This window comes from Paraburkholderia sp. 35.1, assembly GCF_050436525.1.
Lineage (GTDB): Bacteria > Pseudomonadota > Gammaproteobacteria > Burkholderiales > Burkholderiaceae > Paraburkholderia > Paraburkholderia tuberum.
The window spans coordinates 3,753,137-3,766,657 of the sequence record NZ_JBNDMJ010000003.1 but is presented as its reverse complement, the minus strand read 5'-3'; the positions used below and the strand labels follow the sequence as shown (position 1 = coordinate 3,766,657).

Genomic DNA, 13,521 nt, shown 5'->3' with positions numbered 1-13,521 from the left:
CATGATGACGTCGCGCTCAGATCAGCTTGACCAGTTGCTTGCCGAAGTTACGGCCCTTCAGCAAGCCGATGAATGCCTCGGGCGCGGCTTCGAGCCCTTGCGCGATCGTCTCGCGATACTGCAGCTTCTTCTGCGCGACGAGCGTGCCGAGCTGCCTGAGCGCCTCGGGCCACACGTCCATGTGTTCGCTGACGATGAAGCCCTGCACGAGCAGCCGCTGCGTCAGCATCAGCGACGGATGCTTGAGCGGCAGCGGCTGGCCGTCATAGCCCGCGATGAAGCCGCACAATGCGATGCGCCCGAACGCGTTCATGCGCGCGAGCGTCGCGTCGAGCCCGTCGCCGCCGACGTTCTCGAAGCAGCCGTCGACACCGTCGGGCGTGACGGCCTTCAGGTCCTGGTACAGGTTACCGGCCTTGTAGTCGACGCACGCGTCGAAGCCGAGCGTCTCGACCACATAGCGGCACTTGTCCGCGCCGCCCGCGATGCCGACCGCGCGCGCGCCCGCCGCCTTCGCGAGCTGACCGACCACGCTGCCCACCGCGCCGCTTGCCGCGCTGACGACCACCGTCTCGCCGGCCTTCGGCGCGATGATGCGGTTCAGCCCGTACCATGCGGTGACGCCCGGCATGCCGACCGGCCCGAGATACGCCGACAGCGGCACATGCGTGTCGTCGACCTTCTGCATGCCCGTGCCATTGGAGGTGCCGTACTCCTGCCAGCCGAACATCGCGACGACCTTGTCGCCGACCGCGAACTTCGGATGCCTCGTCTCGACGACCTCGCCGACCGTGCCGCCGATCATCACTTCGTTCAGCGGCTGCGGCGCCGCGTATGACTTGCTGTCGTTCATGCGTCCGCGCATATACGGATCGAGCGACAGGTAGTGGTTGCGCACCCGTACCTCGCCCTCGGCGAGCGGCGCGAGCGGCGTTTCGACGAGCTTGAAGTTATCGGGCGTGGCTTCGCCTTGGGGGCGCGAAACCAGCAGCAATTGGCGATTGATCTGGGCCATGCGGTCGTCTCCTTGGGTTGTTGGGTGCTCAGTCGCTCGGACCGGGCTTCGCCGCCGGGTCGCTGCGCAGACGCTGCCGCGTGACGTCGCGGCCCACCGCGAGGCGGCGCATGTATTTGAAGGTGCCGAGCGCTTTCGCGACGAAGTGGCCTTCACTGTCGCGGATCTCGCCTTCGCAATAGGCCATCGTCGTCGAGCGATGCAGCACGCGGCCGGTCGCGCGCAACTCGCCGCGTCCCGGCTGCATGAAGTTGACCTTCATCTCGACGGTGACGACGCCGACGCCGTCGCCGGCGAGACTGCGCGCAGCCATCGCGAGCGCGACGTCGGCGAGCGTCATCGTGACGCCGCCATGCGCGACGTCCCACGTGTTCATGTGATCGCGTTGCAACGGCAGCACGACTTCGCTGACGCCGTCGGCGGCCGACAACAACTGTGCGCCGAGACGGTCGATGAAGGGGCTTTCGGGCAACGATGCATGGCCCGTTCTGGATGAGGTGGATGGATCGGTCATGGCTCAGATATCAGATTTCGTAGCCGACGGCGCGTGTCGAGCGTACGGCGGGAAATGATACCCGCTATCGCGTTGACGCATGAGCTGCCATCCGTGCCGCGAGGCGCCCCAGTCTGCGCACCGCTTCGTCGGTCTGATCCAGATCCGCACTCGGACAGCTGAGCCGAATGAAGTGATCGAAACGCCCGGCGTTCGAAAATACCGTGCCCGGCATGATGCGAATACCGTCATGCAACGCGGCGTCGAATAAAGCCGACGACGATACGTGACGCGGCAATTCGATCCAGAAAAACATCCCGCCGCGCGGCGGCGTGAACCGCGTGCCGTCGGGAAACGATGCCGCCACCGCCGCGGCCATCCGCTCGCGCCGCAGCTGCAAGCTCTCGCGCAATCGCCGCAAATGGCGCTCGTACGCGCTCGTCTCCAAAAACCCGGCGAGCACGACTTGCGACAACTGCTCGTTGTGGCGCGACTGCGCGAACTTCAGCATACCGACGCGCGGATGCCACCGGCCACCGTTGATCCAGCCCACGCGCATGCCAGGCGCCAGCGTCTTGTTGAACGATGTGCAATGGATCACGGTGCCATCGGTGTCCCACGCCTTCAGCGAGCGGGGCGGCGGCGCGGCATCGACGAGCTCGCGGTAGGGATCGTCCTCGATCAGCGCGATGCCGGCGCGCGCGCACAGTTCGACGAGGCTCGCCTTGTGCGCGTCGGGCATCACGCTGCCGAGCGGGTTTTGCAGGTTCGGCACCACCACGACCGCCTTGATGTCGGGATGCGTGTGCAGCGCGAACGCCAGCGCCTCGATCGCGAGGCCGGTGCTCGGGCTGGTCGGAATTTCGAGCGCGCGCAGACCGAGACTTTCGAGCGCCTGCAGCAAACCGAAGAAGCACGGCGATTCGACCGCGACCGTGTCGCCCGGCTGCGTCACCGCGCGCAACGCGAGGTTCATCGCTTCGACGCCGCCGTGCGTCATGATGATGTCGTCCGCGCCGATCTGGCTGCCGGCCTCGAGCGCGCGCCGGGCGATGATCGCGCGCAACGCCGGATCACCCTGATCGGGCCCGACGGCGGTCAGCAAGGTGGGCCGCCGGCGCAACGCGCGCACCGCGGCCTTTTGCAACGCATCGGTCGGATAGAGATCGGGCGACGCGGTCGCGCCGCCGAGATTCAGCGCGTGCGGATAGCGCTGAAATTTCGACACGAGCGCCGAAATCTCCGAGTGAATGCCGACGAACTGCGCGGCGGCGCCGGGCTGCATCGCGAGATCGGGCTCGGCGGCGCAGGGCAACGCAGCCGTCGGCGGCACGCGCACGAAATAGCCGGCGCGCGGCCGGGCGTCGATCAGCGCGGCGCGTTCCAGTTCGCGATAGCTCTCGGTCGCCGTCGCGAGGCTCACGCCGTGGCGCTGCATGAACGCGCGCATCGACGGCATGCGGTCGCCCGGGCGCAGCGCGCCGTTGCCGATCGCGCGGCGGTATTGGTCGGCCAGTTGCCGGTAAAGCGGCTGGCGCTCGGCTGGCCGGTCCGTCGAGGGACCTTGCGGTGTGAAGAGGGATTCGCTCATGAACCGATGGTGCGGATAGTCCGCGCGCCGCGACAGATACACATCGACGTGATTCGGACCGATACAGCGTGACGAAACGCACCACTGTACCGGTTCAGATTGTCGACAGCTGCGCCTGTTTTCATCCGGACGGATTCCCTAAGCTGTGTGACACGAAGACGGTTTAAAGGAATCGGTCATGCCTGTGCGTCCATACCACGATCGCTTGTTACCCGGTGCCGAACTGGATTGCACCGCGGCGTCGCATCTTGCCGCCGGTCAGATGGCCCTGCACGACTTGCGCGCGCGCAGTTCGATCATCGCGGTCGAAGGTGCATTGCAACTCGTCTTCCGCGATCATGCGCTGGCCTGGCTCGGCAACGACGCCCCGCTCACGTCGCTCACGTTGCACGAGGGCGAGCGGTTTGTGACCTCGCAACGTGGCGTCGTGTCAATCCGCGCGACGCAGGCCGATCGCGCTGCATTCATCGTGCTGCCTGCACACGCTGAACACAGCGCGCGCGGTTTCGTTCTGCAAGCCGCTCGGCGTCTCGCTTGCGTCGTGCGCACACGGTGGCGGCGCGCCGCCTGAAACGTCGCTGCGCGCGCCACGTGGCCCGTTACAATGCATGACCAACCCGCTTCGTTCGAGGTGCAGGTCATGTCATTCTTTCGCGCGCTGCAGCCGGGCCTGGTCTCACGGGTGTGGCGCCTGTTCGCCGCCGGCGTCGCTGTCACGCTGACACTCGCTGGCTGCGCGGGCCTGTTCGGCGCCGACCCGTTGCGCGTCAATGTGGCGGGCATCGAGCCGATCGCTGGCCAGGGCATGGAGATGCGCTTCAACGTCAAGCTGCGCGTGCAGAATCCCAACGACTCCGCGGTCAGCTTCAACGGCGTGTCGCTCGATCTCGAGCTGAACGGCAAGCCGTTCGCCACCGGCGTCAGCGACCAGAGCGGCACCGTGCCGCGCTTCGGTGAAACCATCGTCACCGTGCCGCTGACCGTGCCGGCTTTCGCCGCGGTTCGTCAAGCCTTTGCGCTAGCCGGCGCCGCGCAGTCGGGACAGGTTCCGTACGTTCTGCGCGGCAAGCTCGCGGGTGGCGTGACCGGTACGACGCGATTCACCGATCAGGGGACGCTGAGCCTGCCGTCGTCGGACACGGGCTCGTAATGACGCCGGCCCACGCCCGCTCAAACCACTTCGAACAAACCCGCCGCGCCCTGCCCGCCGCCGATGCACATCGTCACGACGACGAACTTCACGCCGCGCCGCTTGCCTTCGATCAGCGCATGGCCGACGAGCCGCGCTCCCGACACGCCGTACGGATGGCCCACCGCGATCGCGCCGCCGTTCACGTTCAGGCGGTCGTGCGCAATGCCGAGCTGGTCGGCGCAATAGAGCACCTGCACCGCGAATGCTTCGTTCAGCTCCCACAGGCCGATGTCCTCGACCTTGAGGCCGGCTTTCTTCAACAGCTTCGGCACAGCGAACACCGGGCCGATGCCCATTTCGTCGGGCTCGCAACCGGCCACCGCGAAACCGCGGAAGATGCCGAGCGGCTGCAGCCCTTCGCGTTCGGCCAGCGTCGCGTTCATCACGACGCAAGCGGATGCGCCGTCCGAGAACTGGCTCGCATTGCCCGCGGTGACCACGCCGCCCGGCTGCGCGGTGCGGATCTTCGACACGCCTTCGAGCGTCGTGTCGGCGCGAATGCCTTCGTCGCTGCTGACGGTCACTTCCTTCGTGTAAAGACGGCCGCTCGCCTTGTCGGCGACGCCGGCGAGCACCGTCAACGGCACGATTTCGTCCTTGAATTTACCGGCTTCGAGCGCGGCCGCCGCGCGTTGCTGCGAGCGCACGCCGTATTCGTCCTGGCGTTCCTTCGAGATCGAGTAGCGCTTCGCGACGTTCTCGGCGGTCTGCAGCATCGACCAGTAGATTTCCGGCTTGTGCTCGGTGAGCCAGCCGTCGGTCATCATGTGGCGGTTCATCTCGTTCTGCACGCACGAGATCGACTCGACGCCACCCGCGACGTACACGTCGCCCTCGCCGGCGATCACGCGCTGCGACGCGAGCGCGATCGTCTGCAATCCCGACGAGCAGAAACGGTTCACGGTCATGCCCGGCACGCTGACCGGCAAGCCCGCGCGCAATGCGATCTGCCGCGCGATATTGCCGCCCGTCGCGCCTTCCGGATTCGCGCAACCCATGATCACGTCCTCGACGCGCGCCGGATCGAGCTTCGCGCGCTCGACCGCGGCCTGCGTCACGTGGCCGCCGAGCGTCGCGCCGTGCGTCATGTTGAACCCGCCGCGCCACGATTTGGCGAGACCCGTGCGGGCGGTGGATACGATTACGGCGTCAGTCATGCATGTCTCCAATTGCAGTGTCAAAAGTGGCGCGCCGGCTCACTGCCGTGCGTTCAAAAGCGCATCACCGCGCCGCCTCTGTCGTTTGATGCGAGCGATGCGGGGGAACCCCGCACCGCTCAATTCGTGGGCTGAAGCCGGCCGCGCTCAGCCGTTGAACCCGCGACCTTCGGCCGCGAGCTTCGCGATGCTCGGCGCGAGCTTCCACGCGTCGCCGTTCGGCCGCGCCGCATAGCGGCGAATCGCGCGCTCGACGTTGTAGAGCCCCACCGTGTCCGCGTACAGCATCGGGCCGCCGCGATGCAAGGGGAAGCCGTAGCCGGTCAGATAGACCATGTCGATATCCGACGCCTTCGACGCGATGCCTTCCTCGAGAATCTTCGCGCCTTCGTTGACGAGCGCGAACACCAGACGCTCGACGATTTCCTCGTCGCTGATCTTGCGGCGCTCAGCGTTGGTTTCCTTCGAGTACTCGCCGATCATTTCGTTGACCACGCCCGAAGGGTATGCGGTGCGATCGCCCGCCTTGTAGTCGTACCAGCCGCCGCCGGTCTTCTGGCCGAAGCGGCCCATCTCGCACAGACGGTCGGCGATCTTCGAGTAGTGCATGTCGGGGTGCTCGAGATAGCGGCGCTTGCGGATCGCCCAGCCGATGTCGTTGCCGGCGAGGTCGCTCATGCGGAACGGACCCATCGCGAAGCCGAACTTCTCGATGGCCTTGTCTACCTGCGCTGGCAACGCGCCCTCTTCGAGCAAGAAAAGCGCCTGACGAACGTATTGCTCGATCATCCGGTTGCCGATAAAGCCGTCGCACACGCCCGACACCACCGCGGTCTTCCTGATCTTCTTCGCGAGCTTCATCACGGTGGCGAGCACGTCTTTTGCGGTCTCCTTGCCACGCACGACTTCGAGCAGCTTCATCACGTTGGCCGGGCTGAAGAAGTGCATGCCGACCACATCCTGCGGACGTTTCGTGAACGCGGCGATCTTGTCGACGTCGAGCGTCGACGTGTTCGACGCGAGGATCGCACCGGGCTTCGCGACTTCGTCGAGCCGGCGGAACACCTGCTCCTTCACGCCCAGCTCTTCGAACACGGCTTCGACGATCATGTCTGCGTGCTTCAGGTCGTCGTAGGAGAGCGTCGAGCTCAGCAGCGCGAGGCGCTGTTCCATCACCTCGGGCTTCAGCTTGCCTTTCCTGACGGTCGCCTCGTAGTTCTTGCGGATCGTCGCGAGACCGCGGTCGAGCGCTTCCTGCTTCGTTTCCAGCAGCGTGACCGGAATGCCCGCGTTCAGGAAGTTCATCGCGATGCCGCCGCCCATCGTGCCGGCGCCGATCACGGCCACCCGATCGATGTCGCGCACCGAAGTATCTGCCGGCACGTCGGGAATCTTGCTCGCCGCCCGCTCACCGAAGAACGCGTGACGCAGCGCGCGGCTCTCCGGCGTCTGCACGAGCGCGATGAAGCATTCGCGCTCGAATGCGAGGCCCTTGTCGAAGCCGTCCTTCACACCGGCTTCGACCGCGTCGATGCATTTATGCGGCGCCGGGAAGTTCTTCGCGATTGCCGCGACGCTATTGCGCGCGAACTGGATGAAACCGGCCGCATTCGGATGTTCGATCTTGCGCTCGCGCACCTTCGGATGCGGGCCGGCCGCGGCGCCGACCTTGCGCGCGAACGCGAGCGCGGCTTCGGCCAGTTCGGCGGGATTCGCGACGACTTCGTCGAACAGCCCCGAATCGGCGAGCTTTTCCGAGAGCACCGGCGCGCCCGACACGATCATGTTCAGCGACGCTTCCAGACCGATGGCGCGCGGCAGACGCTGCGTGCCGCCCGCGCCCGGCAGGATGCCGAGCTTCACTTCGGGCAGCGCGATCTGCGCGCCGGCCGCGGCGACGCGGTAATGCGCGCCGAGGGCAAGTTCGAGGCCGCCGCCCATCGCGACGCTGTGGATCGCCGCGACGACCGGCTTCGCGCTGCCTTCCACGGCCTTGATGACGGTCGCGAGCGTCGGCTCCTGGGTCGCCTTCGGCGTATTGAATTCGGTGATGTCGGCGCCGCCCGAAAAGGCCTTGCCCGCACCCGTCAGCACGATGGCCTTGATGGCCGGATCGTTCTGCGCGCGCTCGAGCCCTTCGACGATACCCGCGCGCGTCGACAGACCGAGTCCATTGACGGGCGGATTGTTCAGCGTGAGGACGGCCACGCCGTCATGAGTTATGTAGTCCACTGCCATCTGCGTGCCTCCGTGCGATCCATGCATTGAGGCGGCGCATGATGCGCCGCCCGTCCGGTTCATCGAGCCTGCTTATGGTCAGACTTTTTCAAGCGACGGTTCCGGGGTCAGCAGGCACGATACACCAAAAAAGAACGAACGTTCAATTTATTCCCGAGTGGGGTTTCCCCTGGGACTCGGGGTCAGCGGACAGTTGCGGCCGTCTTCGAGCGCGGACGGCAGCACGTGGTCGCGGAACAGATCGCGCAGCTTCAGCTTCTGCAGCTTGCCGGTCGCCGTGTGCGGTAGGTCGTCGACGAACACGACGTCGTCGGGGATCCACCACTTCGCGACCTTGCCGTCGTAGTACGCGAGCAGTTCGTCGCGGGTGACGTCTTGCCCCGCGCGTTTGACGACGACGAGCAACGGGCGCTCGGTCCACTTCGGATGCGCGCACGCGATGCACGCGGCTTCCGCGACCGCCGGATGCGCGAGCGCGACGTTCTCGACGTCGATCGAGCTGATCCATTCGCCGCCCGACTTGATCACGTCCTTCGAGCGATCGGTGATGTGCAGGAAGCTGTCGGGGTCGATCGTCGCGACGTCGCCGGTCGGGAACCAGCCGTCGATGAGCGGCGAGTCTTCCTTGCGGAAATACCGGTCGATGACCCACGGCCCGCGCACGTGCAGATCGCCGAACGCGACGCCATCCCAAGGCAGCTCGCGGCCATCCTCGCCGACGATCTTCATGTCGACGCCGTAGATCGCATGACCCTGCTTTTCGAGCAGTTTGCGCTGATCGGCGAGCGGCCGCTGGCTCTGCTCCCAGGTCAGCTTCGACAAGGTACCGAGCGGCGACATCTCCGTCATGCCCCATGCATGGATCACCTGCACGCCGTAGTCGTCCTCGAGTATCCGCAGCATCGCGGGCGGACAGGCGGAACCGCCGATCACCGTGCGCTCGAGCGACGAAAACCTCGCGCCCGTTTCGCGCAGGTGGTTCAGCAGACCGAGCCACACGGTCGGCACGCCGGCCGAGAACGTGACGCGTTCGCTCTCCATCAGTTCGTACAGCGACTTGCCGTCGAGATCCTTGCCGGGGAACACGAGCTTCGCGCCGGTCAGCGGCCCCGCGTGCGCGAGGCCCCATGCGTTGACATGGAACATCGGCACGATGGGCAGCACCGAGTCGCGCGCCGACAGGTTCATTGCGTCGGGCAACGCCGCGCCGAACGCGTGCAGCACCGTCGAGCGATGGCTATACAGCGCGCCTTTCGGATTGCCGGTCGTGCCCGACGTATAGCAGAGATACGACGCCTGGCGCTCGTCGAGCGCGGGCCAGTCGAAGCAGCCGTGCTGCCCGTCCATCAGCGTTTCGTAGCACAGCACCGACGTTTGCATCGGCGGCCGATGCGCTTCATCGCATAGTGCGATCCAGCCGCGCACGCGCGGGCACTGCGGCGCGAGCGTGTCGACCAGCGCGGCGAACGTCGTGTCGAACAGCACGTACGCGTCGTCGGCATGATTGACGATGTAGGCGATCTGGTCGGGGAAAAGCCGCGGGTTGATCGTGTGACACACGGCGCCGAACCCAGTGGTGCCGTAATACGCTTCGAGATGCCGGTAGCCGTTCCACGCGAGCGTCGCGACGCGTTCGCCCGGTTCGACACCGAGCGCGATGAGCGCCTGCGCGAGCTGCTTCGCGCGCTGCTCGCAATCGCGGTACGTGTAGCGATGCAGGTCGCCTTCGATGCGCCGCGACACGATCCCGGTGCTGCCGAAATGCCGCGCGGCATGCGCGAGCAACGATGACACGGTAAGCGGCACGTCCATCATCTGGCCCAGCAGCGGCGTCGTCATAAGGCGGGGTCTCCTCGGCTTGTCAGTGGATCGATGGGTTGGCGCAAGATCGTGGCGGCGTCGAGCGCAGCAGCATGGTCCGAACGATGAAGGCGGCCGCCCAGCAGCGCCGCGGGCGCGGACTTACAATATCGGCTAATCCAGAGGCGCTCAACATGTCGTTTTCCCCAAGCTTTGCAGGGCTATCCGCAGCTTTGACGGATCTTTCCAACACACTCGCCACTCCCCCAGCCAACGCGTTCGCGCGGCTCGGCGGCACGTTCCTCACGCGCCTGCCCGCCGCGCCGCTCGACGCACCCTATCTCGTCGGCTTCTCGGCCGAGACCGCCGCGCGGCTCGGGATGCCCGAGGGCATCGAGCGCGATCCGGGCTTTATCGAGCTGTTCTGCGGCAACGCGACGCGCGACTGGCCGGCCGACACGCTGCCTTATGCGTCGGTGTACTCGGGGCATCAGTTCGGCGTGTGGGCCGGCCAGCTCGGCGACGGCCGCGCGCTCGGTCTGGGCGAGCTCGAACACGACGGCGAGCGCAACGAACTGCAGCTCAAAGGCGCGGGCCGCACGCCCTATTCGCGCATGGGCGACGGCCGCGCGGTGCTGCGCTCGTCGATCCGCGAATATCTGTGCTCGGAGGCGATGCATCATCTCGGCATTCCGACCACGCGCGCATTGTGCGTGATCGGCTCCGACCAGCCGGTGCGGCGCGAGACGATCGAAACCGCCGCGGTGGTCACGCGCGTCGCGCCGAGCTTCGTGCGCTTCGGCCACTTCGAGCACTTCTACGCGAACGATCGTGTCGACGCCTTGCGCGCGCTCGCCGATCACGTCATCGAGCGCTTCTATCCGCATTGCAAGGAGGCCGACGATCCGTATCTGGCGCTGCTCGCCGAGGCGGTGCGCTCCAGCGCGGATCTGATGGTCGACTGGCAGGCGGTCGGTTTCTGTCACGGCGTGATGAATACCGACAACATGTCGATCCTGGGCCTGACGATCGACTACGGCCCGTTCGGTTTCATGGATGGCTTCGATGCCGGCCACATCTGCAATCACTCCGATACGCAGGGCCGCTACGCCTACCGGCTGCAGCCGCAAATCGCGTACTGGAACCTGTTCTGCCTCGCGCAGGGACTGCTGCCGTTGTTCGGCGAGAAGCACGACGAAAGCGTGCGCGCCGACAAGGCGGTCGAAGATGCGCAGCACGTGCTCGCCGGCTTCAAGGACCGTTTCGCGCCGGCGCTCGAAAACCGCATGCGCGCGAAGCTCGGCCTCGAACAGGCGCGCGACGGCGACGACGCGCTGGTCAACCGGCTGTTCGAAGTGATGCACGCGAACCGCGCCGATTTCACGCTGACGTTCCGCAATCTCGCGCGCCTGTCGAAACACGATGCGAGCGGCGACACGCCGGTGCGCGACCTGTTCCTCGATCGCGTCGCCTTCGACGCATGGGCGAACGACTATCGCGCGCGGCTCGCCGAAGAGTCACGCGACGACGTTGCGCGCGCCATTGCAATGAATCGCGTGAACCCCAAATTCGTACTTCGTAACCATCTGGCGGAAACGGCGATCCAACGCGCGAAGGAGAAGGATTTCTCCGAGGTGGAACGGCTCGCGGCCGTGTTGCGTCACCCGTTCGACGAGCAGCCCGAATACGCGTCGTATGCGGGCCTGCCGCCCGACTGGGCGAACTCACTGGAAGTGAGCTGTTCGTCATGACGCGCCGGCGCGGTTGAATCGCCACGGCCCTGCCTCCAGAAAACACCGGCACGAACCAGCACAAACCCGCGAGACAAACCCGAGACAGGAACCCGACCATGAGCAACCCCGACGATCTCAAGCATGACGCCCCAGCCGTACAGAAAAGCGACGCCGAGTGGCGCAAGCAGCTGACCGACATGGAATACCAGGTGACGCGCCATGCGGCCACCGAGCGCCCGTTCACGGGCCGCTACGACGATCACTGGGAACGCGGCGTCTACGACTGCGTGTGCTGCGGCACGCCGCTGTTCGAATCGGACACCAAGTTCGACGCCGGCTGCGGCTGGCCGAGCTATTTCCGCCCCATCAACGGCGAGGTGATCGCCGAGAAGACCGACCGCTCACACGGCATGCTGCGCATCGAGGTCCAGTGCAAGAACTGCGGCGCGCATCTGGGCCACGTGTTCGAGGACGGACCGGCGCCGACCGGTCTGCGTTACTGCATCAATTCGGCTGCGTTACAATTCGAGCCCAAGTAACGCGGCGCGGCAGCATCCCTGCCCGCCTTCGGCGCCGCATTCTGCACGCCAGGCGGGCGCGCTTCAACGTTCGACTCACTCTCCGACTTCCCGATCAGATAATGAAATTCCTGTTCGATCTGTTCCCGATCATCCTGTTCTTCGTCGCCTTCAAGATCTGGGGCATTTTCACGGCGACGGCAGTGGCGATCGTCGCCACGCTGGTGCAGATCGCGTGGGTGGCGTTCCGCCACCGCAAGGTCGACCCGATGCTGTGGGTGAGCCTCGGCGTCGTCGTCGTATTTGGCGGCGCGACGCTCGTGCTGCACAACGACACCTTTATCAAATGGAAGCCGACCGTGCTGTACTGGGCGTTTTCCGTCGCGCTGATCGTGTCGCAGCTCGGCTTCAACAAGAACCTGATCGAAGCGATGATGGGCAAGCAGATCACGCTGCCGCACGCGATCTGGGGCAAGCTGAACCTGATCTGGGCGGCGTTTTTCGTGCTGCTCGGTCTGCTGAACCTGTTCGTCGCGTATCACTATACGACCGATCAGTGGGTCAATTTCAAGCTGTTCGGCGCGACCGGCTGCCTGCTCGTGTTCATCGTCGGGCAGAGCCTGTGGCTGTCGAAGTACATGAAGGAGGAATGACATGAGCGACCTGTTCATGCACGCCACCACCGCCGAGCGCGCCGCGCGCTCATCGAGGCGCGCCTCGCGGCCGCGCTCGCGCCCGTCGAATCGATCCGCATCACCGACGACAGCGCGCAGCACGCGGGCCACGCTGGTGCCGCCGCCGGCGGTCATTTCAGTGTCACGATCGTGGCCGTCGCGTTTGCCGGCAAGCCCCGCGTGGCGCGGCATCGCATGGTGTATGATGCGCTGGCCGATGCCATGCAGCGCGGCATTCATGCCCTTGCCATCACGGCGTACACGCCCGAAGAATTTGCTTTGTTGCCCCGCTAGGAACCTTTCGATGACCTTGAAGAAAACCCGCCACTGGGTATTGCTGGCTGCGTTCGCGGCCGCACCTGCATTCGCACAGAACATCGCCGTGGTGAACGGCACGCCGATTCCGAAGTCGCGCGCCGATGCATTGATCCAGCAACTGGTTCACCAGGGACAGCAGGACACGCCGCAACTGCAGCAGGCCGTGCGCGAAGAGCTCGTGAATCGCGAAATCCTGATGCAGGAAGCGCTGCGTCGCGGGCTGCCGAACCGTCCGGACGTCAAGGCGCAAATCGCGGTCGCGCAGCAAACTGTCGTGCTGCGCGCGCTGATCGAAGACTTCGTAAAGAACAATCAGCCGACCGACGCCGAAATCACCGCGCGCTACAACGCGCTCGTCAAGGATGCGGGCGGCAAGGAATATCACCTGCACCATATCCTCGTCGACAACGAGCAACAGGCGAAGGAGCTGATCGCGAAGATCAAGGCCGGCGCGAGCTTCGAGGCCTTGGCCAAGCAGTACTCGAAGGACCCGGGATCGGGCAAGAACGGCGGCGATCTCGACTGGTCGGACCCGAAGGCCTACGTGCCTGAATTCGCGGACGCGGCCACGCATCTGCAGAAAGGCCAGATGACCGACACGCCGGTGCATACGCAATTCGGCTGGCACATCATCCGTGTCGACGACATCCGCGCCGTCACGCCGCCGCCGCTCGAACAGGTGCGCGCGCAGATCGTGCAGCAGATCCAGCAGGAAAAGCTGCAGGCGTTCGAAGAGAATCTGCGCAAGAACGCGAAGATTCAGTAAGGGGTCGGCGGGCAGATTGTCTTCGG

The 13,521-nt window shown here is 65.6% G+C and carries 12 protein-coding genes and 1 pseudogene; 7 read left to right on the top strand and 6 right to left on the bottom strand.

The annotated features are described in order from the left end of the window. Window positions 1-16 precede the first annotated feature (16 nt). From OKW27_RS37640 to OKW27_RS37630, 3 genes are all read right to left on the bottom strand, one after another. Window positions 17-1,015, bottom strand: coding sequence for an NADP-dependent oxidoreductase (locus tag OKW27_RS37640; protein ID WP_090804769.1), 999 nt, complete (start codon window positions 1,013-1,015; stop codon window positions 17-19). A gap of 28 nt (window positions 1,016-1,043) precedes the next feature. Further along, window positions 1,044-1,529, bottom strand: a complete 486-nt coding sequence (locus OKW27_RS37635) for a PaaI family thioesterase (RefSeq protein WP_026225390.1) — start codon at window positions 1,527-1,529, stop codon at window positions 1,044-1,046. Window positions 1,530-1,593: 64 nt separating this feature from the next. Continuing rightward, on the bottom strand, window positions 1,594-3,099 hold the full coding sequence (locus tag OKW27_RS37630; protein WP_429336425.1) for a PLP-dependent aminotransferase family protein: 1,506 nt from the start codon (window positions 3,097-3,099) through the stop codon (window positions 1,594-1,596). A gap of 178 nt (window positions 3,100-3,277) precedes the next feature. On the opposite strand from OKW27_RS37630, the gene OKW27_RS37625 reads away from it, so the two are divergent. Together OKW27_RS37625 and OKW27_RS37620 are read left to right on the top strand one after the other, a co-directional pair. Further along, entirely contained in the window at window positions 3,278-3,670 is a 393-nt protein-coding gene (locus OKW27_RS37625) for a hypothetical protein (protein WP_429336424.1), read from the top strand. A 69-nt stretch (window positions 3,671-3,739) separates the two neighbouring features. Next, window positions 3,740-4,249: an LEA type 2 family protein gene (locus tag OKW27_RS37620; protein WP_429336423.1), complete on the top strand. Its 510-nt coding sequence runs from the start codon at window positions 3,740-3,742 to the stop codon at window positions 4,247-4,249. A 20-nt stretch (window positions 4,250-4,269) separates the two neighbouring features. On the opposite strand, the gene OKW27_RS37615 is transcribed toward OKW27_RS37620, so the two are convergent. The 3 genes from OKW27_RS37615 to OKW27_RS37605 form a co-directional block, all read right to left on the bottom strand. Further along, entirely contained in the window at window positions 4,270-5,448 is a 1,179-nt protein-coding gene (locus OKW27_RS37615; protein ID WP_429336422.1) for an acetyl-CoA C-acyltransferase, read from the bottom strand. A gap of 147 nt (window positions 5,449-5,595) precedes the next feature. Further along, window positions 5,596-7,686, bottom strand: coding sequence for a 3-hydroxyacyl-CoA dehydrogenase NAD-binding domain-containing protein (locus OKW27_RS37610; protein WP_429336421.1), 2,091 nt, complete (start codon window positions 7,684-7,686; stop codon window positions 5,596-5,598). Window positions 7,687-7,833: 147 nt separating this feature from the next. After that, on the bottom strand, window positions 7,834-9,525 hold the full coding sequence (locus tag OKW27_RS37605; RefSeq protein WP_429336420.1) for a 3-(methylthio)propionyl-CoA ligase: 1,692 nt from the start codon (window positions 9,523-9,525) through the stop codon (window positions 7,834-7,836). Between the two features lie 155 nt (window positions 9,526-9,680). Here OKW27_RS37605 and OKW27_RS37600 point away from each other — a divergent pair, with 155 nt between their 5' ends. From OKW27_RS37600 to OKW27_RS37580, 5 genes and pseudogenes are all read left to right on the top strand, one after another. Then, window positions 9,681-11,237, top strand: a complete 1,557-nt coding sequence (locus OKW27_RS37600; protein ID WP_429336419.1) for a protein adenylyltransferase SelO — start codon at window positions 9,681-9,683, stop codon at window positions 11,235-11,237. Window positions 11,238-11,335: 98 nt separating this feature from the next. Beyond that, on the top strand, window positions 11,336-11,758 hold the full coding sequence (gene msrB, locus OKW27_RS37595) for a peptide-methionine (R)-S-oxide reductase MsrB (RefSeq protein ID WP_184043795.1): 423 nt from the start codon (window positions 11,336-11,338) through the stop codon (window positions 11,756-11,758). 101 nt (window positions 11,759-11,859) lie between these two features. Then, window positions 11,860-12,390, top strand: a complete 531-nt coding sequence (locus OKW27_RS37590; protein ID WP_090804756.1) for a septation protein A — start codon at window positions 11,860-11,862, stop codon at window positions 12,388-12,390. A gap of 1 nt (window position 12,391) precedes the next feature. Further along, window positions 12,392-12,705 (top strand): annotated as a pseudogene (locus tag OKW27_RS37585) (BolA family protein). 10 nt (window positions 12,706-12,715) lie between these two features. Beyond that, window positions 12,716-13,495: a peptidylprolyl isomerase gene (locus OKW27_RS37580; RefSeq protein ID WP_429336418.1), complete on the top strand. Its 780-nt coding sequence runs from the start codon at window positions 12,716-12,718 to the stop codon at window positions 13,493-13,495. The last annotated feature ends 26 nt before the right edge of the window (window positions 13,496-13,521 follow it).

Coding starts and splice junctions, on each gene's coding strand:
- msrB (WP_184043795.1), top strand. CDS start 11,336: ATGAGCAACCCCGACGATCTCAAGCATGACGCCCCAGCCGTACAGAAA.
- OKW27_RS37640 (WP_090804769.1), bottom strand. CDS start 1,015: ATGGCCCAGATCAATCGCCAATTGCTGCTGGTTTCGCGCCCCCAAGGC.
- OKW27_RS37625 (WP_429336424.1), top strand. CDS start 3,278: ATGCCTGTGCGTCCATACCACGATCGCTTGTTACCCGGTGCCGAACTG.
- OKW27_RS37580 (WP_429336418.1), top strand. CDS start 12,716: ATGACCTTGAAGAAAACCCGCCACTGGGTATTGCTGGCTGCGTTCGCG.
- OKW27_RS37620 (WP_429336423.1), top strand. CDS start 3,740: ATGTCATTCTTTCGCGCGCTGCAGCCGGGCCTGGTCTCACGGGTGTGG.
- OKW27_RS37615 (WP_429336422.1), bottom strand. CDS start 5,448: ATGACTGACGCCGTAATCGTATCCACCGCCCGCACGGGTCTCGCCAAA.
- OKW27_RS37630 (WP_429336425.1), bottom strand. CDS start 3,099: ATGAGCGAATCCCTCTTCACACCGCAAGGTCCCTCGACGGACCGGCCA.
- OKW27_RS37600 (WP_429336419.1), top strand. CDS start 9,681: ATGTCGTTTTCCCCAAGCTTTGCAGGGCTATCCGCAGCTTTGACGGAT.
- OKW27_RS37635 (WP_026225390.1), bottom strand. CDS start 1,529: ATGACCGATCCATCCACCTCATCCAGAACGGGCCATGCATCGTTGCCC.
- OKW27_RS37605 (WP_429336420.1), bottom strand. CDS start 9,525: ATGACGACGCCGCTGCTGGGCCAGATGATGGACGTGCCGCTTACCGTG.
- OKW27_RS37610 (WP_429336421.1), bottom strand. CDS start 7,686: ATGGCAGTGGACTACATAACTCATGACGGCGTGGCCGTCCTCACGCTG.
- OKW27_RS37590 (WP_090804756.1), top strand. CDS start 11,860: ATGAAATTCCTGTTCGATCTGTTCCCGATCATCCTGTTCTTCGTCGCC.